The organism is Micromonospora sp. RHAY321, from assembly GCF_023896955.1.
Lineage (GTDB): Bacteria > Actinomycetota > Actinomycetes > Mycobacteriales > Micromonosporaceae > Micromonospora.
This window is the reverse complement of the sequence record NZ_JAMHIW010000003.1, coordinates 239,172-260,257: the sequence shown is the minus strand read 5'-3', so window position 1 is coordinate 260,257 and position 21,086 is coordinate 239,172. Positions and strand designations below refer to the sequence as shown.

Annotated in this window: 21 protein-coding genes; 14 read left to right on the top strand and 7 right to left on the bottom strand. The window is 71.3% G+C overall.

All coding sequences use genetic code 11. From position 1 onward, the window contains the following. Positions 1–24 precede the first annotated feature (24 nt). Positions 25–678, top strand: coding sequence for a DUF1345 domain-containing protein (locus M8C17_RS09285; protein ID WP_252415994.1), 654 nt, complete (start codon positions 25–27; stop codon positions 676–678). A 78-nt stretch (positions 679–756) separates the two neighbouring features. Here the strand turns inward: M8C17_RS09285 and M8C17_RS09280 are convergent, their stop codons facing one another. Continuing rightward, entirely contained in the window at positions 757–1,236 is a 480-nt protein-coding gene (locus tag M8C17_RS09280) for a helix-turn-helix domain-containing protein (RefSeq protein WP_252415993.1), read from the bottom strand. A 187-nt stretch (positions 1,237–1,423) separates the two neighbouring features. Here M8C17_RS09280 and M8C17_RS09275 point away from each other — a divergent pair, with 187 nt between their 5' ends. Beyond that, complete coding sequence (locus tag M8C17_RS09275; RefSeq protein ID WP_252415992.1) at positions 1,424–2,995, top strand: MFS transporter; 1,572 nt, start codon at positions 1,424–1,426, stop codon at positions 2,993–2,995. Positions 2,996–3,012: 17 nt separating this feature from the next. On the opposite strand, the gene M8C17_RS09270 is transcribed toward M8C17_RS09275, so the two are convergent. Together M8C17_RS09270 and M8C17_RS09265 are read right to left on the bottom strand one after the other, a co-directional pair. Beyond that, positions 3,013–3,879: an oxidoreductase gene (locus tag M8C17_RS09270; protein ID WP_252415991.1), complete on the bottom strand. Its 867-nt coding sequence runs from the start codon at positions 3,877–3,879 to the stop codon at positions 3,013–3,015. A 170-nt stretch (positions 3,880–4,049) separates the two neighbouring features. After that, entirely contained in the window at positions 4,050–4,565 is a 516-nt protein-coding gene (locus M8C17_RS09265; protein WP_252415990.1) for a helix-turn-helix domain-containing protein, read from the bottom strand. A 115-nt stretch (positions 4,566–4,680) separates the two neighbouring features. Between M8C17_RS09265 and M8C17_RS09260 the strand changes: the two genes are divergently transcribed. Together M8C17_RS09260 and M8C17_RS09255 are read left to right on the top strand one after the other, a co-directional pair. Continuing rightward, positions 4,681–5,316 (top strand): SDR family oxidoreductase, encoded by a 636-nt coding sequence (locus M8C17_RS09260; protein WP_252415989.1) that lies wholly within the window; start codon positions 4,681–4,683, stop codon positions 5,314–5,316. Positions 5,317–5,343: 27 nt separating this feature from the next. Further along, complete coding sequence (locus M8C17_RS09255; RefSeq protein ID WP_252415988.1) at positions 5,344–5,676, top strand: nuclear transport factor 2 family protein; 333 nt, start codon at positions 5,344–5,346, stop codon at positions 5,674–5,676. A 27-nt stretch (positions 5,677–5,703) separates the two neighbouring features. On the opposite strand, the gene M8C17_RS09250 is transcribed toward M8C17_RS09255, so the two are convergent. Continuing rightward, complete coding sequence (locus M8C17_RS09250) at positions 5,704–6,888, bottom strand: low temperature requirement protein A (RefSeq protein ID WP_252415987.1); 1,185 nt, start codon at positions 6,886–6,888, stop codon at positions 5,704–5,706. Positions 6,889–7,633: 745 nt separating this feature from the next. Between M8C17_RS09250 and M8C17_RS09245 the strand changes: the two genes are divergently transcribed. The 5 genes from M8C17_RS09245 to M8C17_RS09225 all read left to right on the top strand — a co-directional run bounded on the left by M8C17_RS09245 (position 7,634) and on the right by M8C17_RS09225 (position 12,658). Beyond that, entirely contained in the window at positions 7,634–7,807 is a 174-nt protein-coding gene (locus M8C17_RS09245) for a hypothetical protein (protein WP_252415986.1), read from the top strand. Next, positions 7,804–8,871, top strand: coding sequence for a glycosyltransferase family 4 protein (locus M8C17_RS09240; RefSeq protein WP_252415985.1), 1,068 nt, complete (start codon positions 7,804–7,806; stop codon positions 8,869–8,871). Before M8C17_RS09245 ends, M8C17_RS09240 begins: the two co-directional genes overlap by 4 nt. 117 nt (positions 8,872–8,988) lie before the next feature. Beyond that, positions 8,989–10,125: a glycosyltransferase gene (locus M8C17_RS09235; RefSeq protein WP_252415984.1), complete on the top strand. Its 1,137-nt coding sequence runs from the start codon at positions 8,989–8,991 to the stop codon at positions 10,123–10,125. Next, positions 10,122–11,174: a glycosyltransferase gene (locus M8C17_RS09230; RefSeq protein ID WP_252415983.1), complete on the top strand. Its 1,053-nt coding sequence runs from the start codon at positions 10,122–10,124 to the stop codon at positions 11,172–11,174. Before M8C17_RS09235 ends, M8C17_RS09230 begins: the two co-directional genes overlap by 4 nt. Further along, positions 11,171–12,658 carry a glycoside hydrolase family 130 protein gene (locus M8C17_RS09225; RefSeq protein WP_252415982.1) on the top strand — a complete coding sequence of 496 codons (1,488 nt, stop codon included), beginning with the start codon at positions 11,171–11,173 and terminating at the stop codon, positions 12,656–12,658. The genes M8C17_RS09230 and M8C17_RS09225 overlap by 4 nt, the downstream gene beginning before the upstream one ends. Positions 12,659–12,709: 51 nt before the next feature. On the opposite strand, the gene M8C17_RS09220 is transcribed toward M8C17_RS09225, so the two are convergent. Beyond that, on the bottom strand, positions 12,710–13,510 hold the full coding sequence (locus M8C17_RS09220) for an SDR family NAD(P)-dependent oxidoreductase (RefSeq protein WP_252415981.1): 801 nt from the start codon (positions 13,508–13,510) through the stop codon (positions 12,710–12,712). Positions 13,511–14,133: 623 nt separating this feature from the next. On the opposite strand from M8C17_RS09220, the gene M8C17_RS09215 reads away from it, so the two are divergent. Then, the gene (locus M8C17_RS09215) at positions 14,134–14,442 is read left to right on the top strand and encodes a helix-turn-helix domain-containing protein (protein WP_252415980.1); all 309 of its coding nucleotides are present in this window, start codon (positions 14,134–14,136) and stop codon (positions 14,440–14,442) included. Between the two features lie 41 nt (positions 14,443–14,483). Here the strand turns inward: M8C17_RS09215 and M8C17_RS09210 are convergent, their stop codons facing one another. Further along, on the bottom strand, positions 14,484–14,669 hold the full coding sequence (locus M8C17_RS09210; RefSeq protein ID WP_252415979.1) for a hypothetical protein: 186 nt from the start codon (positions 14,667–14,669) through the stop codon (positions 14,484–14,486). Between the two features lie 260 nt (positions 14,670–14,929). On the opposite strand from M8C17_RS09210, the gene M8C17_RS09205 reads away from it, so the two are divergent. Then, complete coding sequence (locus M8C17_RS09205; RefSeq protein ID WP_252415978.1) at positions 14,930–16,816, top strand: sigma-70 family RNA polymerase sigma factor; 1,887 nt, start codon at positions 14,930–14,932, stop codon at positions 16,814–16,816. A 15-nt stretch (positions 16,817–16,831) separates the two neighbouring features. Here M8C17_RS09205 and M8C17_RS09200 read toward each other — a convergent pair whose 3' ends face one another. Further along, positions 16,832–17,386: a GNAT family N-acetyltransferase gene (locus M8C17_RS09200; RefSeq protein WP_252415977.1), complete on the bottom strand. Its 555-nt coding sequence runs from the start codon at positions 17,384–17,386 to the stop codon at positions 16,832–16,834. 130 nt (positions 17,387–17,516) lie between these two features. Here M8C17_RS09200 and M8C17_RS09195 point away from each other — a divergent pair, with 130 nt between their 5' ends. The 3 genes from M8C17_RS09195 to M8C17_RS09185 are packed head-to-tail and all read left to right on the top strand — an operon-like array spanning position 17,517 to position 21,021. Next, a complete protein-coding gene (locus M8C17_RS09195) occupies positions 17,517–18,227 on the top strand; it encodes a siderophore-interacting protein (RefSeq protein WP_252415976.1) in 711 nt (236 codons plus the stop codon). Next, the gene (locus M8C17_RS09190) at positions 18,224–19,483 is read left to right on the top strand and encodes an MFS transporter (RefSeq protein WP_252415975.1); all 1,260 of its coding nucleotides are present in this window, start codon (positions 18,224–18,226) and stop codon (positions 19,481–19,483) included. Before M8C17_RS09195 ends, M8C17_RS09190 begins: the two co-directional genes overlap by 4 nt. Then, a complete protein-coding gene (locus tag M8C17_RS09185) occupies positions 19,480–21,021 on the top strand; it encodes an MFS transporter (RefSeq protein WP_374557783.1) in 1,542 nt (513 codons plus the stop codon). Before M8C17_RS09190 ends, M8C17_RS09185 begins: the two co-directional genes overlap by 4 nt. Positions 21,022–21,086 lie beyond the last annotated feature (65 nt).

Sequence of the window (21,086 nt, the reverse complement as noted above, 5' to 3'; positions counted from 1 at the left end):
ACACCGGCACCGCAGGCTGTGTGGATGAACCGGAGCAGACCGCCAGCACCGGAGCGGGTCCTCTCGTCCCGGCGGGCGCTGTCGTCCCTCGGCATCGGAGCGGTGGCCGGCGCCGTCGTGGCAGGTTTGGGGATACCGGAACTGAGCCCGCTGATCACCTGGACGGTCGCCGTGACCGTCCTCCTGGTCTGGGTGTGGGTCTCCTGCTGGCCGATGGGACCGGCGGAAACCGAACGGCTCGCGGAGGCCGAGCCGGGCACCCGGTCGACCGACTCCGAGATCCTGATCGCCTCGGTGATCAGTCTGGTGGCCGTGGCCGTGGCCCTGGTCCGCTCGTCGGACAACGACGGGGTGGCGGTCACCATCGTGGTCCTCAGCGTCGCCGCCGTGGCCCTGTCCTGGGCGCTGGTCAACACCGTTTTCGCGTTCAAGTACGCCCGCCTGTACTACCTCGACGTCAACGGCGGCATCGACTTCAAGCAGCGGGAGCCGCCCTGCTACGGCGACTTCGCGTACCTCGCGTTCACGGTCGGCATGTCCTTCGCCGTGTCGGAGAGCGAGCCCACCTGCACGGCGATCCGGAGGGTGGCCCTGGGGCACGCGTTGCTCTCCTACGCCTTCGGCACCGGCGTGCTGGCGGTCGCCGTCAACCTCGTGACCAACCTGGGCCAACAGTGAGGGGAGGCACCCGTGTGGCAGCAGCCCGGCTGAACGCCAGACCTGCGGTTCTCCGAGCCCGCGGGGTGATCTCGGTCGTCAGCCGAGCCGGATGAGGCCAGGCCCGGCGGCAATGTCGATCTCGCCGTCGCTGATGTCGTGCCCGGCCTCGCAGCGCAGTACGGCCCGGATCGGGTGGCCACAGTCACGGTGGGTGGCGAGCAGGGACGGGCCGGCGTCGTCGGCGGCCCAGGTGTCACCCCAGTTGCGCAGCGCGGTGACGACGGGCAACAGCTCGCGGCCCTTGCGGGTGAGTTGGTACTCATGGCGGGTGCGCTGCCCCGGCTCCCGGTAGGGAATCCGTTCGAGCACGCCGGCGCCGACCAGCTCCTTGAGCCGCGCCGCCATGGCCGGCTCGCCGACCCCGACACGGCGGACGAAGTCGTCGAACCGGCGCGTTCCGAGCAGAGCCTCGCGCATGATCAGCATCGTCGACCTGCTGCCCACGATGTCCATCGCGCGGCCGATGGAGCAGTTCGCCGGTGACCAGGAGTCGCGGTCGTCCAGGAGGTCATCCATGACCACCAGCGTACGACCTGACTTGCGCGGCGGCTAGTCAGGTGCTTCACTGGGGCACGGCTGACTTAGCTATCCGCAAGTCAGCCTGTCGGTGCCGGCGGTGACCGCGACCGATGCCTCCGTTTCCCCGCCCGCCGCCGGTGCTGGACCTCCCGGCACCCGCGTGGACCGACCCCGAGGACGCCTCGTGACCAACCAGCGCACCACGGCCCCGACCACACCGGCACGCCCGCCGCACGCGGGCGCGCCCGTGCCCGCCGCGCGCACACCCCTGCGCGGCTCTCCCGCGGTGACCCTGATCGCGATGTGCCTGGGAGCGATGATCACGTTCCTCCAGATCACCGCGACCGTGTCCGCCCTGACCACCATCCAGCGGGACCTGCGCGTCGACCCGACCACCGTCATCTGGATCCCCAGCGCCTACACCCTGGTGGTGGCGAGCCTGGTGCTGTCCGCCGCCACACTCGGCAACCGGTACGGGCGCAAGCGCATGTTCGGCGCCGGCGTCGTCGCCATGATCGTTGGCGGCGCCGTCGTGGCCGGCGCCCCCACCGTGGCCTGGGTCATCGTCGGCCAGCTGCTCGCGGGCCTCGGCGGGGCCCTGATCCTGCCGAACAGCCTGGCGATCCTCGGCGCGACCTTCACCGACCCGCACCGACGCACCGAGGTCATCACCGCCTGGTCCGCCGCCTCCGGCATCGGCCTCGCGGTCGGCCCGCTCATCGCGGGTGCCCTGCTGCGCCACCACCAGTGGCACAGCGTCTACGTGTCCACGATCGTGCTGGGCGTGATCACCCTCGTCGTCGCCGCGATCGGGGTGGTCGAGTCACGACCGAGCGCCGGCCGACTCGACGTGCCCGGCCTGCTCCTCGGCACCGTCGCGATCGCCGCCGCCGTCTACGCCCTGATCCAGGGCGGCCGGGACGGCTACACCAGCCCGCTGGTGGCCACGACGTGGCTCGTCTCCGCCGCCGCGCTGGTCGGGTTCGTGCTGGTCGAGCTGCGCACCGGTGCGCCGATGCTCGACGTGCGGCTGTTCCGGTCCGCGTCGTTCAGCGCCGTCATGGTCGTCGGCGCGGTGTCCCTGTTCGGCTTCACCGGCGTCGCGATCCTGCTCGTCATGTTCCACGAACGCGCCCAGGCGCTCAGCCCGCTCGACACGGGCTGGCGGATGCTCGTGCTCTTCGGTGTCTACGTGCTCGTCGCCTTCGCCGCCGGGCGGGCGATCCGGCGTACCGGGTTCAAGGCTCCGCTGACCGCCGGTCTCGTCCTCGGTGCCCTGGCCAGCTTCGGTCTCGCCGCTCAGGGCCCGACCACCCCGTTCGGCCACCGTTGGCCGTTGCTCGCGCTGTTCGGTGCCGCCAGCGCCCTGGTGGTGGCCCCGGCGACCGCGGCGGCGCTCGCCAGCGTCGCGCCCGCCCAGGCCGGCATGGCCTCCGGCGCGGTCAACGCCGCCCGCCAGCTCGGTTCGGTGCTCGGCGCGTCCCTGCTGGGCACGCTGCTCACCACCACGATGCTGGCCGACCTGCCCGAGCGGCTCGCCGCCCACCAGGTGGACGAACCCACCCGTACCGCCGTGCAGTCGGCGGTGGCCGCCGGCGCCACCGGCGGCCAGCAGTTGCCCGAACCCGTGCGGTCGGCGCTCGCCGAGGCCCTGACCGCTGGCGTGCAGGCCGGGCTGTGGGTCAACGGCATCGTCTTCCTCGCCACCGCCGTCCTCGCGCTCGCCCTGGTCCGCAACCGGCCGCACCAGCACTAGCCGGACCGATCGGCGGGTCACCCGCCGATGGTGTTCAGGTCCTCGATCGCGTCGGCGGGCAGCTTCAGGTCCGCCGCGGCGACGTTCTCCCGCAGGTGCGCCAGGGTCGAGGTGCCGGGGATCAGCACCGTGGTGGGCGAGCGCTGGAGCAGCCAGGCGAGCGCGACCTGCTGGGGCGAGGCACCCAACCGGTCGGCCACGGCGTTGAGCGTGTCGGACTGCAGCGGAGTGAACCCACCCAGAGGGAAGTACGAGGCGAACGCGATGTTCTCCGCCGCGCAGCGTTCGACCAGAGCGTCGTCCTGCCGGTTGGCGAGGTTGTAGAGGTTCTGCACCGTGACCACCGGTGCGATGGCCTGAGCCTCGGTGAGCTGCTCGGAGGTGACGGTGCTGAGCCCGAGGTGCCGGATGAGGCCCTCCTCGCGCAGCTCCGCCAGGGCACCGAACTGCTCCGCGATGGGCGCCTCGTCCGGGCCGTGCGCCGAGCCCACCCGAAGGTTGACCACGTCGAGGACGTCCAGGCCGAGGTGCTCGAGGTTCTCCCGCACCTGGGCCTTGAGGTCGTCCGGCTCCAACGACATGATCCAGGAGCCGTCGTCGCCGCGGCGCGCTCCGACCTTGGTGACGATGTGCAGGTCGGCGGGGTACGGGTGCAACGCCTCGCGGATCAGCTCGTTGACCACTACCGGGCCGTAGAAGTCGCTGGTGTCGATGTGCCGGATGCCCAGGTCGACGGCCTCGCGGAGCACGGCCAGCGCCTGCTCGCGGTCACGGGGCGGGCCGAAGACGTGCGGGCCGGCCAGCTGCATGCCGCCGTAGCCCATCCGGCTCAGGGTGAGGCCCTCGGCAAGGGTCAGGGCGCCGCCGGGAAGAGTCTCGCTCATGTCGTCCTCTATCCAGTCTGTGGAGGGATATGCGGCTGACCGGGAGATCCCCGTTCAGCGCGCACTGACGACTGTGCGTCGACATCCAGTCGGCTGGCAGGTCGAGGTGTTCCTGGTAGTGGCACGGCCAGTCACCGGCGGGTCGGGCGAGGTGCCGCGTCGGCGACCGCTCAGGGCTGGTGCTGGTTCGGGACGACGTGGGTGGGGATGTGCTCGTAGCGCTTGCGCATCGCCTCGCTGGCGGCCGGGCCGGCGGCGAAGACGAAGTTACTGTCGTCGAGCGGACGCCCGGTGACCCGGTCGACGATGACCGGGTCGGCCTCCACGCCGGTGTTCCGGTCGACCAGGATCATGCTGCGCTCGCTCGGGTCCAGGCGGGAGTTTCCCCAACCGGCGAGGGCGACCACGACGGGACGCAGGCTGCGGCCGAGGTCGGTGAGGACGTACTCGTAGCGGTCCGGCCTGGTCTGGTAGCGGCGCCGTTCGAGCAGCCCCTGCGTGGTGAGGGTCTTGAGCCGGCTGGTCAGGATGCTGGATGAGACGCCCAGGTTGGCCTGGAACTGGTCGAACCGGGTGTACCCGTCGAAAGCGTCGTGCAAGATCAGCAGCGTCCACCACTCGCCGACGTAGCCCAGTGCCGTGGACAGCGGGCATTCGCGGTCCTCCAGCCGGATCTTCCCTGCCACGGAGTTGCCCTCTCCCGAGTCGGTGCTAGTGTCGAAGTCAGTAGGTTCTGTTTCAGAAGCAACTATACGGCGTCCTCACGATGCCCGCTTCGTGCTGCCCAGACAGGGGTGACGGATGTCCGGAACATCGTCCGCGCGGGACTCGCTGCAGGGGCGTCGTGCCCTTGTGACGGGCGGAACGAAGGGTGCCGGTGCGGCGATCGCCGCCCGGCTGCGTGAGGCCGGCGGGGACGTGTGGGTCAGCGCCCGCACAGCGCCCGACGGTATGGATTCCGCCGACCGGTTCATCGCCGCCAACACGTCCACCCCCGACGGCGCCGAAGCGGTGGCGGAACGGCTGCTCGACGCGGGTGGCGCCGACATCGTCGTGCACGTCACCTCGATCCAGCGCCGCAAGCCGATGTACGGGGCCACCCTGGGGTACGCGGCCGCCAAGGCGGCGCTGACCGCGTACAGCAAGGGTCTGGCCAACGAGGTCGCACCGCACGGCGTCCGGGTCAACAGCGTCGCGCCGGGCTTCATCCAGACCGCTGCCGCCGACGCGCTGGTCGACCGCCTCGCCGCCGGCAACGGCGTCGACCGCGACACCGCCCTCGGGCAGTTGATGGACTCCCTGGGCGGAATCCCGCTGGGGCGTCCGGCGCGGCCGGCCGAGGTGGCCGACCTGGTGGCCTTCCTGGTCTCCGACCGCGCCTCGGCCATCGTCGGCGCGGAACACGTCATCGACGGCGGCACCATCCCGACCGTCTGACCGTCCCCCTCGGAAAGGACATTCACCATGACCGTCAGCCAGAGCGCCCCGGCCATCGTCCGCCGCTACTTCGAGCTCGCCGGCCAGCCGGATCACGAGGACTACTTCGCCCTCTTCGCCGCTGACGCCGTCGTCGAGGACGAGTCGACCGAGTACCGCGGCATCGAGGCCATCCGGCGGTGGCGTCGCGAGGTGCCACTGGTGTCGTACGAGATCACCGACATCGAGGACACCGCCGCCGGCACCATCGTGACCGTGACGATCACCGGCGACTTCCCCGGCAGCCCGTTCGCCGGGCTCCGGTACCGCTTCAGCGACTACGACGACAGCTCGATCTGGGTCCTGCGTATCGCGCCCTGACGAGCGGGCGGTGCGGCGGGCTCGTCACTACACGGAGGGCGCTGGCGGCTCGGGTGGGTTTCCGTAGGCGCGGATGCCGTCCGAGACGGCGACCCCGGCCAGTACGAGGGCGGCGGCGAGACCGGCCACCAGCGCGGGCGTGAGCACCAGGGCGGGTCCCGCGAGCACCAGCACGAGCAGTGCGACCACCCGGGACGGTGACACCCGGCTGAACACCTCGTACTCGAATCTGGCGCGTCCGACCAGGAACAACGCGGGTCCGCCGAGAATGACGGCGGCCAACCAGGGCGGCGTCTGCTCGGTGGGGTGGAGGATGACCACTTCGAAACCGGCGGCGGTGGCGACCACTCCGGCCACCATGAGCAGGTGGGTGTAGGGCGCAGACCGCACGAATCCGCCCGGATCCCGGGAGGCCTCGATGGCGGCCTCCAGCAGGGCGCCGGCGCGGTGGACGTAGATCTGCCACAGCAGCACGGTGGCGGCGAAGCCGACCAGGAGCGCCGCCGTACGGATGGGCGTCACTTCGTTGTCCGCGAAGGCCAGCGTGGTGACGAGGATGAGATCCCCGAGGGCGAGAGTGAAGAACTGCTGGTAGCGCTCCGCCAGGTGGTCGGCTGCCACCGCGTACTGGGGCATGGGTAGCCGGCCGACTCGCGGCGTCGGGTAGCGGAGCCAGGCTGACCCGTAGTCGACCGCGAGCGCAGCGGCCCACAGCAGGCCCCGCGCCGGGCCTGCCACGAGACCGCCGGCCAGCCACGGCACGGCGGACACCACGAACCAGAAGATGAACCGGCGGGCGGGTAGTTGCGCCGCACGGCGGCCGCGCAGCGCGGCGACGAGAAAGATGCCACGTCCCACCTGGATCGCCACGTACGCGCTCGCGAAGAGCAGAGCGTGCTCGGCGAAGGCTCCGGGCAGCGATCCGGCCAGCAGGATGGTCCCGAGCATGACCCAGAGCGTCGTGACGAAGATGGGGGGTCGCTGCTTGCGGTAGAGGTCGGTTGCCAGCGCGGTGGCGGACCAGACCCACCAGATCGCCATCAGCAGCAGCACGGCCTGGAAGGCGCCGACCCAGTCGAGACGCTGAGCCAGGGTTCGGGACGTCAGGGCGAGCGCAGCGACGAACACCAGATCGAGAAACAGCTCCAGCAGGGTTGCCCGCTGGGGCCCCTCATCCTCGCGGGACGGCCTCACCGCTCGCTCGATCGTCATCAGGTGCCCGTCTAGTGATTCCGGGCTCTTGATCGTAGTGAAACACCACCTCCGATTAGGGCAAAGCCGGCAGGCTGTCCCCTTTCGGTCGGATCGCTGCTAGCGCGCCGGGCCGGTTCGATGATCCCGGCTCTTCGTGGCGACGCCATTGCTGCCACCCTCGTTGTCCCAGACCTCGTACGGCGTTGGGCGGTGGCGAGAACGGGCCGAGGCGGTCATGACGAACCGCCGCCTTCCGATGGGTGCCCGGCAAGGCTGGCTCTGTGTGCGCCAGCGCGGGGCGGGGTGAGGGCGGGCCGGCGACAGACCGTCGCGGCTCGGGCGTGCCGATGCGGGGGAGTGCGGGCCATCGGCGCCACGGAGAGTCGGCGTCCTGGCCGATGGATGTGCGGCGGCGGGCGATCCCAGCGTACGCCCCCGCAGCTGGTACCGCTGTGCAGGTGGTTTCCGACGAGCCCGACCACCGGTGCAGGTGCAGCCCCACACGGTGAGGGCGTACGGTGGACGTGTCGCCCGGGACCTCCGGTGGCCGCCAGATGCCGTCGCCGCCAGCCCGCAAGGGGCGTTATCGATCCTCATCACCGCGATGTGCTGATCGTGTCGGTGATTCGCCGACCGCGTCCCGGCCGTCGGATTCACCGACTACCGCCCACTCGGGTTCGCCGCGATGGCCGGTGGTGAGACCCGACCCGCGTTCACACCGCCGTCCATGATCGTTCCGGATGGCACTATCAGGGAGCGCCAGATGAGGATCGCCCGAAGCAAGATCGCCAACGCCCTTCGCGACCGGGGTCAGCACGCCAGGGCCGACTGGGTCGAGCGCGAACTTCCCGAGCGGGTCGACCCGGCCAAGCACAGCGGGCTGCTCGCCACCCTGCACCTCGATCCTGCGCAGCTCGCCGACGCGCCGTCCCCGTGAGGGTTGCGCTGCTCGGCCCGGTCGCCTGGCGCACACCCCCACACCACTACGGCCCGTGGGAGCAGGTGACCGGCCTGCTTGCTGAAGGGCTGGTCAGTCGCGGCGTGGACGTGACCCTCTTCGCGACGTTGGACTCCGTCACCTCCGCCCAGCTCGACGGCATCTGCCCCCGGGGGTACGCGGAAGATCCGAACATGGACGGCCGGGTGTGGGAGGCGATGCACGTCTCCCATGCGTTGGCCCGCTCGGCGCAGTTCGACCTGGTCCACAGCCACCTCGACTGGCTGCCGCTGGCCTTCGCCGACCACTGTCAGGCTCCGCTGCTCACCACCGTCCACGGTTTCTCTGGCGCGGGGATCCTGCCCGCGTACGCCCGAGCCCGCTCGTCCTATGTGTCGATCTCGGACGCCGACCGGGCCCCTGAGCTCGACTACCTCGCTACGGTGCAGCACGGCGTCGATCTCACCGGGCTGCCGTTCACCCGCGACGCCGGCCCCGGACTGGCCGCGTTCGGCCGGATCCACCCCGACAAGGGCACCCACACCGCCATCGAGATCGCCCGCCGCGCCGGCCGTCCCCTGACCATCTGTGGCATCGTGCAGGACGAGCGCTACTTCGCCGAGCAGGTTGCCCCGCACATCGATGGTGACCAGGTCGTGTTCCTCGGATCGGTGGGTCCCCGACGGCGTGCGGAGGTGTTGGGCGCCAGCACCGCCCTGCTGCACCCGATCGCCTTCGACGAGCCGTTCGGACTGTCGGTGGTGGAGTCGATGGTCTGCGGCACGCCGGTCGTCGCGTACGCGCGGGGGTCCATGCCGGAGGTCGTCGACGAAGGGGTGACGGGATTCCTCGTCCACACCGTCGAGCAGGCCGTCGAAGCGGTGACCCGGGTCGCCCGCCTCGACCGGGCCGGCTGCCGGGCGCGGGCGCGGCAGCGCTTCAGCGCGGACAGGATGGTCACCGACTATCTCTCCGTCTACGACCAGGTCATTCGCCGCAACGCCGAACCCGCTGAGCGACTGACCGTTCCTGACCAGGCAGGCCTGGTCAGGTCCCGTCCGTAGCTGACCGCCCCCGATCCGTTCCGCCGGCCACACACGCTGGCCGGCGTACGCCGTCACCGCGTGAGGTTCGCCCCCGTACTGGATGGGCGGCCGACAACCGGAAGGCCCGACACACCCATGCCCAGCTACGGATTCCTCAGCACCCACCCACCGACCCGGTGCGGTCTGGCCACCTTCAACTCCGCCCTCGCCGCGCAGCTGACCGCCGACGGCACGCGCGGCGGCATCGTGCGGGTCACCGACCACGGCGATGAGCCGCGACCCGGGCCCGGCGTCGTGCACACGTGGTCGGCGCAGACCCCGGCCGGCTGGCGGGACGCCGCCGCGGCTTTGAACACCTTCGACGTGGCCATCATCCAGCACGAGTACGGCATCTACCCCGGCAACGACGGCGAGGACGTCCTGCCATTGATGCGCCGGCTGACCGTGCCGAGCATCGTGGTCCTGCACACCGTGCTCCGCCAGCCCTCCGCCCGGCAGAGGTCCCTGCTGGAGCAGATCGTCGCCACCGCAGGGGCGGTCGTCACGATGACCGACACCGCCCGCGACCGGCTGCTCGTCGGCTACGCCGTGACGCCGGACAAGGTGACCGTCATCCCGCACGGCGCCGTCGACCACGCCGGCGTACCCGTCGACCGACGTGCCCGCCCGCACCTGCTGACCTGGGGGCTGCTCGGCCCCGGCAAGGGCATCGAGTGGTCGTTGCGGGCGCTTGCGCGGTTGCAGGACCTGGAACCGACACCCACCTACACCGTCGCGGGCCGGACCCATCCGAAGGTGATCGAGCACCAGGGTGAGACGTACCGGTCAGGGCTGCACCGGCTCGGCGCCCAGTTGGGCATCGCGCACGCCATGGACTACCAGGACGTCTACCACGACCATGACGCACTCGGTCGGTTGATCCGCTCCGCCGACGTGGTCGTCCTGCCCTACGACTCCCGTGAACAGGTCACCTCCGGTGTGCTCATCGAGGCCGTGGCCGCCGGAGTGCCCGTCGTGGCCACGGCGTTCCCGCACGCCGTCGAACTGCTCACCGGCGGACCCGGTCTCGTCGTACCCCACCGGGATCCGACGGCGCTGGCCGCGGCGATCCGGCGGATCCTGATCGAACCGGGGCTGACCGCCCGGCTGGCCGGCCGAGTCCGACCGCTGGCCGCGCACCTGCGTTGGCCGGCGGTCGCCGCCCGCTACGGCACGCTCGCCGAGCAGCTCATCGAGGTCCGCCCGCCCGCGGTCAGCGCGGCGTCGGTATGACGGCGACAACCGGCCGCCCTCGCACGCCGTCCGGCGCGCGTTGGGCGACGGCACCCGCCCCGAGCTTCGCGCACCTGATCCGGCTGAGCGACGACACCGGTCTGTTCGAGCACGCTCGGCACGCCATCGTTCGCCGCGAGCACGGATACTGCACCGACGACGTGGCCCGTGGCCTGGTCGTCACCAGTCGCGAGCCGGAGCCGACCGAGGAGGTGCTCCGGCTCGCGGAGCGCTACCTCGCCTTCCTGACCCACGCACAGGACGCCAGCGGTGCCTTCCACAACCGGCTCGGGTACGACCGGCGGTGGACCGACGAGCCGGGGCTCGGCGACTGGTGGGGCCGGGCGCTGTGGGGGCTGGGTACGGCTGTCGCCCGCAGCCCCGCCGCCTGGATACGGGAGGAGGCGCTGGTGGCCTTCAGCAAGGGCGCCACCCGGCGGTCCCCGGCGCCGCACGCGATGGCCTTCGCCGGGCTCGGCGCGGCCGAGGTGCTGCGCCGCCACCCGGGCCACGCCAGCGCGGCCACGCTGCTGGCGGACGCGGCCACCACCGTCGGCGTCCCGGCGTCCGACCCGAGGTGGCCCTGGCCTCGGGCGCAGCTGACCTACGCCAACGCGGCCCTTGCCGAGGTGGTCATCGTCGCCAGTCAGCTGCGCCACGGCGGCCCGCCCCTCGGCGACGGTCTGCGGATGCTGACCTGGCTGCGCGACGTCCAGCTCCGCGACGGACGGCTGTCGGTTGTGCCCGCCAAGGGATGGCGGCACGGCACGGTACGGTTCCACCACGACCAGCAGCCGATCGAGGTCGCAGCGCTCGCCGATGCCTGCGCGACGGCCGCCACGGTCACCGGCGACGCCGACTGGGAGACCGGGATCCGGCAGGCGATCGGGTGGTTCCTCGGCGACAACGACATCGGCACGCCGATGTGGGATCCGGCGACCGGCGGCGGCTACGACGGGCTGACCGCGCACGGACCGAACCTCAACCAGGGCGCCGAATCGACCCTCGCGCTCATCTCCACCCTGCAGCACGCCCGGCGGTGGTCGTGACCGAGAACCTGGCCGTCCGGCAGAGCGTCACCCTCACCCCGGATCCACGCCGGGTCATCGTCAAGCTCTTCGTCCCTGGTGAGGACGCCGCGGTGGTACGCACCCGCGCGCGGGCGCTCATCGACCGCGTCGCGCGCCTCGACGACGACGAGACCGGTCGGCTGCTGCGGGACACCTTCGATCGTTTCGGCGGCCGGCACCGCGACCTGGCCGGCACGTTCCACCACCACTACGACCTCGTCCGGCACCGTGCCGCCCGGGCCGGGGATCTCTCGCCGACCAGCCGGCTCCTGGTCGGCGCCTACTTCAGCCACGAGTACGCGGTCGAATCCGCCGCCCTGTGCAACCCGTCGATGGTGGCCCACCCCGACCAGACCAACCTGGACGCCGGGCAGTTGCGCGTCGCGGTCAGCCTGCGTCAGATCGGTGAGGGTCACCTGTCGTCGATCGGGTTCGCCACCGCGGTTGTCGGACCCGGGCATCGGCTCGCCGTCACCGACCGGTCCGGCCCCCTGGCTGTGGGGCAGCGGACGCGCGTACGGCACCGCCGGGACCTGCTCGCCGCCGGCCTGGCCGAGGAGGACTGCGACAACGAGGTCACCGCCACGGTCCTGGACGCCCTGCCCGACCGGTACGACGAGGCCACCTTCGAGCGGGTGCTCGGCAACCTGCCGGCGGACCTCCTCTCCCGCACCACCGGAATGGGCACCCTCGAACAACTTCGTCGCACCAACGCCGACAGCTACGCCACCGCGTTCCTCGCCGACACGGCCCTGCACCAACGGGTTCTCTGGCCGGCCACGCCAGCGGAGAGCAACGGCATGGAGGACGCCCGGTTCGTCAGGTTCGAGGACGAGTCCGGGCCGGTGTACCGGGCCACGTACACCGCCTACGACGGCCGGAGCATCGCCACCCGCGCGCTGGTCAGCAACGACCTGCGCAGTTTCGAGATGACCCCGATGCGCGGCCCGGGCGCCCGTAACAAGGGGATCGCGCTGTTTCCTCGTACCGTCGGCGGCCGACACCTGGCACTGTGCCGCGCCGACGGCGAGACCATCGGTCTCACGGCCCTGGACGGCGAGAACCGGTGGCAGCCCTCGGTCCCACTGCACGCTCCCGGCGACAGTTGGGAGTTGATTCAGGTCGGCAACTGCGGATCCCCCATCGAAACCGATGCCGGCTGGCTCGTGCTCACCCACGGTGTCGGTCCGATGCGTCGGTATGCGATCGGCGCGATCCTGCTCGACCTGAACCGACCGGAACGGGTCATCGGGCGGCTTCCCGGTGCGCTCCTGTCACCCGACGATGCCGACCGGGACGGGTACGTGCCCAACGTCGTCTACTCCTGCGGGGGGCTCATCCACGACGGCGAGCTGTGGCTGCCGTACGGGGCCAGTGACGCCCGGGTCGGCTTTGCCACCGTGCCGGTCCCTGCCCTCATCGCCGCGATGGTGGAACCCGGTGAGCGGCGTCCGGCCGCCTGAACCGGACGCGCCGCATTCAGCGATCCGCTACGGCACGGGCGCCCGTGCCGGCTACGGGACGATCGCGTCCACGTAGCCGCCGTCGACTCGTACGGCGGCGCCGGTCGTGGCGGAGGCGAGGGGAGAGGCGAGGTAGGTGACCATGTTGGCGATCTCCTCGGGCTCGATCAGCCGCTGAAGCAGGGACTGCGGCCGGTGCAGGCGCATGAACTCCCGCTGCGCCTCGTCCCACGGCAGGCTGTCGCCCATGAGCCCGGAGATGAAGTCCTCGATGCCTGCCGTGTGGGTCGGCCCGGCGAGCACCGAGTTGACGGTCACGCCGGTGCCGGCGGCGGCCTTCGCGAACCCGCGCGAGACGCCGAGCAGGGCCGTCTTGGAGACGCCGTAGTGGATCATCTCGGCGGGGGTCACGACCGCCGAGTCGCTACCGATGTACTGCACGCGCCCCCAGCCGCGTTCCATCATCGCGGGCAGGTAGGCGCGGGTCAGCCGGACGCCGGCCAGCACGTTCACCTCGAAGTAGCGACGCCACTCGTCATCGGTGATCTCCAGCGCCGGCGTGGGCCCGAAGATGCCGAGATTGTTGATCAGAATGTCGACGGTGGGCAACAGGTCGAGGGTTCGCGCGGTGCCCTCGTCGCTGGACACGTCGGCATCGACCTCGATCACCTCGGCGTCGGGAACCTCGCTCCGCAACGCCATCGCCGCCCGCTCCACGCTGGCGGCGGTACGACCGTTGACCGCCACCCGCGCCCCGGCGCGGGCGAGCGCGACGGCGATGGCGGCGCCGATGCCCTGGGTCGAACCGGTGACCAGCGCGGTCCTGCCCGCGAGATCGATGTGCACGGTCATGGCTGTCCTGTTCGTCGCGCCTGCGAGGCCACCCGGGTCGGGGAACCGCTTCCGGCAGATTCGACCGTAACGGTGCCGGCTTGCACCGGCAGCCTGAGTCGGGCACATCCCAACACCGGGCAGCCAGAAAACCTCTGCCGATTCGCCTAGATATTCTCGGCGGCGTGGGTTAGTCTTCTTCGAGTCGAGAACAGAGCTACAAAGACGCAGACGGACCGCCCGGCCGTGAGGTCACGACGGGCGACGGATACCGCAGGTGAGGCCAGAGCATTTTTCAGGGCTTCGCCTGATGTTCGCCGTAGACGTGGGGCCATGAAGTCGCGTGGGCCCTGACGCCGGTGGACCGCACGTCAGCAGAGGAAACAGCAAGCAGAGGAAAGGGAGGGCCCGTACACCGTTGGATCGCCCGCCCGTCGGCCGTCATTCCAGGCCGGGCGGACACCGCAGTCTCCATCGAACGAGAGGTGGTCTCCGGTCACGCATATGCGATCCTCGCACCCGATGCCTGTTCTGTGGGCCGGTGCGGATACGACAAGCCGACGTTCCTGTCGGCAGATGGTGTTCTGACCCGTAAGCCCTGGGCCCCGGCGCGTAAGCGCCGGGGCCCTCGACGTGGAGGTGACATGGGGCTGAACCCCGATGACATGTTCGGCGACGACGACACTCCGGCCTACACCATCGGGCAGGCCGCGGAGATGCTCGGCACCACGCAGGACTTCCTGCGCCGTGTGGACGAGGCGAAACTGATCGACCCGCACCGCTCAGCGGGCGGGCACCGCCGCTACTCCCGCTATCAACTGCGGCTGGCCGCGCGGGCCCGGGAGATGGTCGACCAGGGCACCGCCCTGGAGGCCGCCTGCCGGATCATCATCCTCGAAGACCAGCTCGAGGAAGCCCTTCGGCAGAACGAGCAGCGGCAGCACGGGACGTGACGGCACGGATGGGCCAGGGTGCTGTGCGGAGGCCCACCGGATCAGTCGCGCTGATCCCCGTTGTCGCTGTCCTGCGCCGTCGGCCTGGACGCCGTCACCGCGAACGGGTGGCGTAGCCGCCGCATGGCCTCCTCGCTGCCGTCGAAGGTCGCGCCCTGGCCGTCGGGCGCGTCGGCGGTGGCGGTGGCGAGAAACAACACCGGTCGATCACTGTTGTTCGATGTCATGCGTGAGTCCTGTCTTGAGCAGAGGGGCGCATCAGGCCGTCGGCAACTCCTGCCGCACAACCTCGCGATAGTCCCGGCGCTCACACTGGCGCCAGAGCACGGTGTCCCGATCTCGGGCGAGCGCCCGGCGACACCAACACGCCGCACCATACCCGGCGTCGATTTCCGTAATCCATTCCGCTGCCAACGGTCTCCGATCAGGAGGCGGTCAGGGCGCACAGCGCGAGCGCCCGAGGATGAGTGCAAAGGGAGTGAGACCCATGTCGCCAACCGGTCGAGGACTACCCGACGTCGGGTTGGTCGTCGCGGCCCGACAGGGCGACCAGCGCGCGCTCAACGATGTCGTGGCGGCCTCCCTCCCGCTGGTCTACAACATCGTCGGGCGGGCGCTCCGCGGCCACGCCGACGTCGACGACGTGGTCCAGGAGACGTTGGTACGGGTGATCCGGTACCTGCCCGCGCTCAACGACCCGGCGGCGTACCGGTCCTGGCTGGTGGCGATCACCATCCGTCAGGTACGTGACTGGGAACAGCGCCGACGCGCCGCGCTCAACCGCGACGCCGGGCTCGACGCCATCCACAACGTGCCCGACCCCGCCTCGGACTTCGCGGGGGTCACCATCCTCCGGCTCGGTCTCACCGACCAGCGACGTGAGGTCGCCGAGGCGACCCGCTGGCTCGACCCGGACGACCAGGAACTGCTCTCGCTCTGGTGGCTGGAGGAGACCGGCGTGCTCGCGCGGAGCGAGGTCGCCGACGCGCTCGGCCTCTCCCCGGGGCACCTCGCCGTGCGGATCCACCGGATGAAGGAGCAGATCCAGAGCGCCCGGGCGGTCGTCCGCGCGCTGCGGGCACAACCCGGCTGCCCGGACCTGCGCGCCGCGGCCGCCGGGTGGGACGGCACCCCCAATCCGCTGTGGCGCAAACGGCTGGCCCGGCACGTCCGGGACTGCGCGTCCTGCGGCAGCCTGGGCACCCTCGTACCGATCGACCGGCTGCTCGCCGGCATGGCACTGCTGCCGCTGCCGGCCAGCCTCAGCGCCCACTTCCCGAGCGCGGCCGTTCCCCCGGCCGCCTCGCAGGCCGTCGGGTACCAGCCCCCGGGCCTGACGGCCGGGCACACCGCCGGGACCACCCCTCCCGGCGGTGTGCCCGCAGACGCCGGTGGCGGAAACAAGCTTGTCGATCTGGTGGTGAGCCGGCCCCGCGGCCTGCTCCCGTCGCTCGTCGGCGGTGTCGCCGCCGTTGCCCTCGCCATCACCGCGTTGGTGGTGGTCCGACCGGACGATCCCCCCGCACCCTCGTGGGCCGTGCCGCCGGCTGCGACACCCGCCGCCGTCCCCTCGGCGACCCGAGCACCGTCGCCGAGCGCGCGACCCTCGTCGAGGGCTCCGGTCGCGCCGGCGGTCAGCTCGGCGCGGAAGGGCGTCGGGGTGTGGAACTTCGCCGGGGCCAGTCAGGCGCTGGCGAACTCGAAGGCCGGCTGGTATTACACCTGGGGCACCCAGCACTCCGGGATCACCACTCCGCAGGGCGCGACGTTCGTACCGATGATCCGTGGCGCGGAGAACGTCACCGCCGCCGATCTGGCCCGGGCCAGGGCGGCCGGGCCGTACCTGCTCACCTTCAACGAGCCGGACCTGCCCGAGCAGTCGAACATGACGGTCGAGCGGGCGCTGGACCTGTGGCCGCAACTCATGGCGACCGGCAGCAGGCTGGGCAGCCCAGCGGTCGCCTGGGGCGCCGCCGACGCGCAGGGCTGGCTGGACAGGTTCATGACGGGGGCCAAGGCCCGCGGCCACCGGGTGGACTTCATCACCCTGCACTGGTTCGGTGCCGACTTCACCACCGCCACGGCGGTGGCCCAGCTCAGGCAGTACCTGCAGGCCGTGTACCAGCGGTACGGGAAACCGATCTGGCTGACCGAGTTCGCGCTGATCCGCTTCGACGGCGGTAGCCAGCAGTTCCCCAGCCAGGAGCAGCAGGCGGCCTTCCTCACCGCCGCCACCACCATGCTGGGCCAGCTCTCCTACGTGCAGCGCTACGCCTGGTTCGGCCTACCCGCCACCGACAGGGACCGGTCCGGGCTGTTCAGCGACGGCACCAAGGCGACGCTGGTGGGGCGAGCGTTCCAGGCCGCCCGCTGAGTGCGGGACACCGCGTCAGGCCGGGTGGTCCGCCTCGAACCGGGCGCGCGTCAGGAACGCGAGCTGGGCGCGCTTGTCCGGCATGTCGATCTCGGACCCGAAGGTGAAGCCCTCCCTCTCCAGCCGACGAAGCGCGAGCTGATTGCGGACGTCCGGCTCGACCACGATCCGCTGGGCGGCGGGATCACGGAACAGGAAGCGGGCGAGGGCGGGGCCGACGGCGGTGGTGAGGCTCTGGGCGAGGCGCTGGGCCGGGCTGAGCAGCAGGTGCATCCCGACATCACCGGGTTGGACCGCGTAGCGCTCGCCGACCGGATCCGCCTCGGGCTGGTACGTCTGGAAGAGGCCGACCGGCTCCGCGTCGATCAGGATGAGGTACGCGTGGTGCGTCGGCAGGCTGTCGACGAACGCGTAGATCTCGCGTACCTCTTCCAGGGTGTGTGACCCCATGCCCCAGAAGGAGTTGCGGGGCAGGGTCACCCAGCTGTGCAGCAGCTCGGCGTGCCGGTCGGGTTCCACGGTCACCAGCGACAACTCGCCGAGGCCCGCGATCTTCTCCTGGTATGTCATGTGGCGCCGTCCTTCGCTGCGGATTGGTGGGTGGGCCTGCGGCGCGAAAGTGAGGGGGTTGCGTGTTCCGTCGAGCGGCCAAGTTAGGTTACCCTCCCCTAACGAAGGCTGACCTTACCTGGAGGGGTGCGTGAAACGGAACTGGGAGGCCCTGGTCCTCAAGGCCATGGGAGGCCGGGACTTTCGGTTGACCGTGCTGGGCACCGAGTCGGTCGACGGGCACTACCAGCGGCTGCTCCTGGACGGCGGCGGGCTGCTGGAGGCGTGCGGGGTCCACCCCACCATGTGGATCCGGCTGTGGTTCGACAACGACGGCCGGGCGCACCAGCGCGCGTACACGCTGGTGGACCCCGATCCCGCCACCGGTCGGTTCAGCCTCGAATTCGCCATCCACGACGGCTGCGCCGCCCGCTGGGCCACCACCGCACAGGTCGGCGACACCATCGGCGCCACCGTCCAGGGCAGCGCCTACGAACTGCCCGACCCCGCGCCCGAGCACCTCTACCTCATCGGCGACGCGGCGTCCCTGCCCGCGGTGAACAGCCTGCTCGACGCCGGCGCCGACATTCCGGCGACGGTCTGGCTGGAGTACGCCCACGAGGGCGAAAAGGCGCTCACTCCGCGCGCCCGCGCCCACCACGACGTCACCTGGGTGCCCCGCCAGGACGCCGGTCAACACCTGGTCGACACGGTGTGCGCCGCCCTGCCGGCCAGCGACACCGCCCACTACTGGGTGGCCTGCGAGGCGGCCAGCACCCGCGGCATCACCCGGCACATCCGCCGAACCCTGGGCGTCGACAAGGGCAGGCTGACCTCCCTCGGCTACTGGAAAGCCCCATGAGGGGTCGGCTCGGCACCCTGACCGCGCTGTACGTCACCCAGTACCTCGGCATCGGCTTCATCACCGTCGGGCTGACCGCCATCCTGCGTGACGGCGGCACCTCGCTGGACACCCTGGCGTTGCTGCAGATCGTCGGCCTGATCTGGCCCATCAAGTTCCTCTGGGCGCCGATCCTCGACAGGTACGGCTCCCGCCACCGCGGCCACTACCGGTCCTGGCTGCTCGTGCTCCAGGGTGCGCTGGTGCTGGCCCTGCTGGCGCTGCTGCCGTTCTCCCGCCCGGCCGACGCGCTCGGCCCGGTCATCGCCATCTGCGCCGTCTACGTCTTCTTCTCCGCCACACAGGACATCGCCGTGGACGCGGTCGCCGTCCGGCTGCTCACCGACTCGGATCGGGGGACCGGCAACGGCATCCAGGTGGCGGCGAGCTACCTCGGCAACCTGCTCGGTGGGGGCGCCTGCGTGCTGGTCTACGACCGGTTCGGCTGGGTGCCGGCGATCGGCCTGCTGGCCGCGCTGACGGCCGTCGGCCTGCTGGTGGTCTGGCGTTTCCGGGAGCCGGCCCGTACCGATCGGGTGGCCCGGGTCGGCGAGGCATACCGGGCGCTGCTGTCCGTGTTCGGTCAGCCCGGGTGCCGCTGGTGGACCTTCGGCGTGGTGCCGTTGGTCTACGTCGGTGCCGGGATGGCGTACGCCCTGGTGACGCCGGCCCTGGTCGACGCGGGCTGGTCGTTGGGCCGGATCGGCGTGGTGACGGGCGTGGTGACCAGTGCACCGGCCATCGTGGCTGGTCTGGTGGCGGGTCTCGGGATCGGGCGGTTCGGGCGCGGTGGCGTGCTGGTGGCCGGCGGCGTGGCTCTCGCGTTGTCGACGATGATGCTGCTGCCGTTGATGAACGGCCGTGCACCGCTGGCCGGAACCGTCGCCGCGCTCTGCTGTTTCATGGTGGCCTACACGATCGCCAACGTCGTGCTCTACACGGTCAACATGGACTATTCGCGACCGGGCACCGGCGGCACGGACTTCACCGTCCTGTCGTCGTTCGGGCTGGTCTGCTCGTTCGTGGCCGCCTCCGTCGGGCTGGCGGCCGCCGACCGGGTCGGCTACCCGGCGGTCGCGGTCGCCGCCATCCTGCTGGTGGCCGCCGGGGTCGCCCTCGGCCTCACCCACCAGCGGCGGTTCCCCCGCACCCCCGGTCCCGTGGCGCAACCGGCCAGTGAGAGCCCATCGTCGGACGGCGTGAAGGCCGTGGCGTGACCTCCGATAGCCGGCACGGAGCGGCCGTCGACACGCCATCGGCCACCGTCCAACCGGCCGATACCCCGGTATCGACGCGGCTCCCGCAACGGTGGCTGATCCTGGCCGTGCTCTGCGTCGCCCAACTGGTCGTGGTGCTCGACAACACGGTGCTGACCGTGGCGGTGCCGGTGCTCACCACCGAGTTGGGCGCCAGCACCGCCGACGTGCAGTGGATGATCAACGCGTACGCGCTGGTGCTGTCGGGTCTGCTGCTCACCGCCGGCAGCGCCGCCGACCGGTACGGGCGCCGCCGCATGCTGCTCGCCGGGCTCGTCCTGTTCGGGCTCGGCTCGCTGGCCGCCGGGCTCGCCGCCACCAGCGGGCAGCTGATCGCCGCCCGCGCCGGGATGGGCGTCGGCGGTGCGCTGCTGGTCACCGCCACGCTCGCGGTCGCCATGCAGGTCTTCGACGGCGCCGAACGGTCCCGAGCGATCGGCATCTGGGCCGCCACCAGCGCGTTGGGCTTCGCCGTCGGACCACCGATCGGTGGCACCATCCTCGCCCACCTGCCGTGGGGCGCCATCTTCCTGATGAACGTCCCCATCGTGCTGGTCTGCCTGCTCGCCGGCCGTGCCCTGGTACCCGAGTCCCGCGATCCTGCCGGTGGCCGCCTCGACGTGGCGGGCGCGGTGCTCTCCACCGCCGGCCTGACCGCGGTCGTCTGGTCGATCATCTCCGGGCCGGACCGGGGGTGGGCGTCGGTCGAGGTGCTGGGCGCGGCAGTCGTCGGCGCGTTCCTGCTCGGGCTGTTCGTGCAGTGGGAGCGACGCATCGCCGACCCGATGCTGGACATGCACTTCTTCCGGGACCGGCGCTTCGTCGGGGCGATCTCCGGGGTCGTCCTGATCACGTTCGGCGCCACCGGCGCGCTGTTCCTGCTCACCCAGCACCTGCAGTTCGTTCGCGGCTACCCCGCCTGGGAGGCCGGTCTGCGGATGGCGCCGTTCGCCCTGTCCATCGTGCTGCTGAACGTCAGTGGCGTCGCCACCGTCCTGATCCGACGGCTCGGCCTGGCGGCCGCCATCGCCCTCGGCATGACGCTGCTCGCGGGTGGCCTCGCGGTGGTCACCCTCGTTCCCTCCGACGGCTACGGGGTGCTGCTGGGCGGGTTGCTCGTCATGGGTGTCGGCTGCGCGCTGGCCAACCCGGCGATCGTCGAGGCGGTGATGAGCGCGATTCCGGCGGAGAAGGCCGGCGCTGGCGCCGGTGTCGACGGCACCATGACCGAGGTCGGCAGCAGTCTCGGCATAGCCGTGCTGGGCGCCGTGTTGAACGCCCGGTTCGCCGCCCTGCTGCCCGCCGCTCTGGCCGGCGCCGGATCGTTCCCCGCAGCGCTGGCCGCTGCCGGTGACGGGCCGGAGCGGGAGGCGGTCACCGCGGCCTTCGCCTCTGCGCTGGAAACCGGACAGATGGTGGGCGCCGTGGCGGTACTCGTCGGCGGCCTGGTCGCCGCGGGCCTGCTGCATCGGGCCCAGCGCTCGGAGGCGGTGCGTTAGTCGATCCGTGCGCGGCCAACGGCAGGGAGAACCGGCCGAGTCGCCACATATCCTGACAATAAGGG

What these genes read in the sequence shown, in the direction of transcription:
- M8C17_RS09285 (WP_252415994.1), top strand. Translation starts at nt 25, where the DNA reads ATGAACCGGAGCAGACCGCCAGCACCGGAGCGGGTCCTCTCGTCCCGG.
- M8C17_RS09280 (WP_252415993.1), bottom strand. Translation starts at nt 1,236, where the DNA reads ATGGATGACCTCCTGGACGACCGCGACTCCTGGTCACCGGCGAACTGC.
- M8C17_RS09270 (WP_252415991.1), bottom strand. Translation starts at nt 3,879, where the DNA reads ATGAGCGAGACTCTTCCCGGCGGCGCCCTGACCCTTGCCGAGGGCCTC.
- M8C17_RS09260 (WP_252415989.1), top strand. Translation starts at nt 4,681, where the DNA reads ATGTCCGGAACATCGTCCGCGCGGGACTCGCTGCAGGGGCGTCGTGCC.
- M8C17_RS09255 (WP_252415988.1), top strand. Translation starts at nt 5,344, where the DNA reads ATGACCGTCAGCCAGAGCGCCCCGGCCATCGTCCGCCGCTACTTCGAG.
- M8C17_RS09250 (WP_252415987.1), bottom strand. Translation starts at nt 6,888, where the DNA reads ATGACGATCGAGCGAGCGGTGAGGCCGTCCCGCGAGGATGAGGGGCCC.
- M8C17_RS09245 (WP_252415986.1), top strand. Translation starts at nt 7,634, where the DNA reads ATGAGGATCGCCCGAAGCAAGATCGCCAACGCCCTTCGCGACCGGGGT.
- M8C17_RS09235 (WP_252415984.1), top strand. Translation starts at nt 8,989, where the DNA reads ATGCCCAGCTACGGATTCCTCAGCACCCACCCACCGACCCGGTGCGGT.
- M8C17_RS09230 (WP_252415983.1), top strand. Translation starts at nt 10,122, where the DNA reads ATGACGGCGACAACCGGCCGCCCTCGCACGCCGTCCGGCGCGCGTTGG.
- M8C17_RS09220 (WP_252415981.1), bottom strand. Translation starts at nt 13,510, where the DNA reads ATGACCGTGCACATCGATCTCGCGGGCAGGACCGCGCTGGTCACCGGT.
- M8C17_RS09215 (WP_252415980.1), top strand. Translation starts at nt 14,134, where the DNA reads ATGGGGCTGAACCCCGATGACATGTTCGGCGACGACGACACTCCGGCC.
- M8C17_RS09210 (WP_252415979.1), bottom strand. Translation starts at nt 14,669, where the DNA reads ATGACATCGAACAACAGTGATCGACCGGTGTTGTTTCTCGCCACCGCC.
- M8C17_RS09205 (WP_252415978.1), top strand. Translation starts at nt 14,930, where the DNA reads ATGTCGCCAACCGGTCGAGGACTACCCGACGTCGGGTTGGTCGTCGCG.
- M8C17_RS09200 (WP_252415977.1), bottom strand. Translation starts at nt 17,386, where the DNA reads ATGACATACCAGGAGAAGATCGCGGGCCTCGGCGAGTTGTCGCTGGTG.
- M8C17_RS09190 (WP_252415975.1), top strand. Translation starts at nt 18,224, where the DNA reads ATGAGGGGTCGGCTCGGCACCCTGACCGCGCTGTACGTCACCCAGTAC.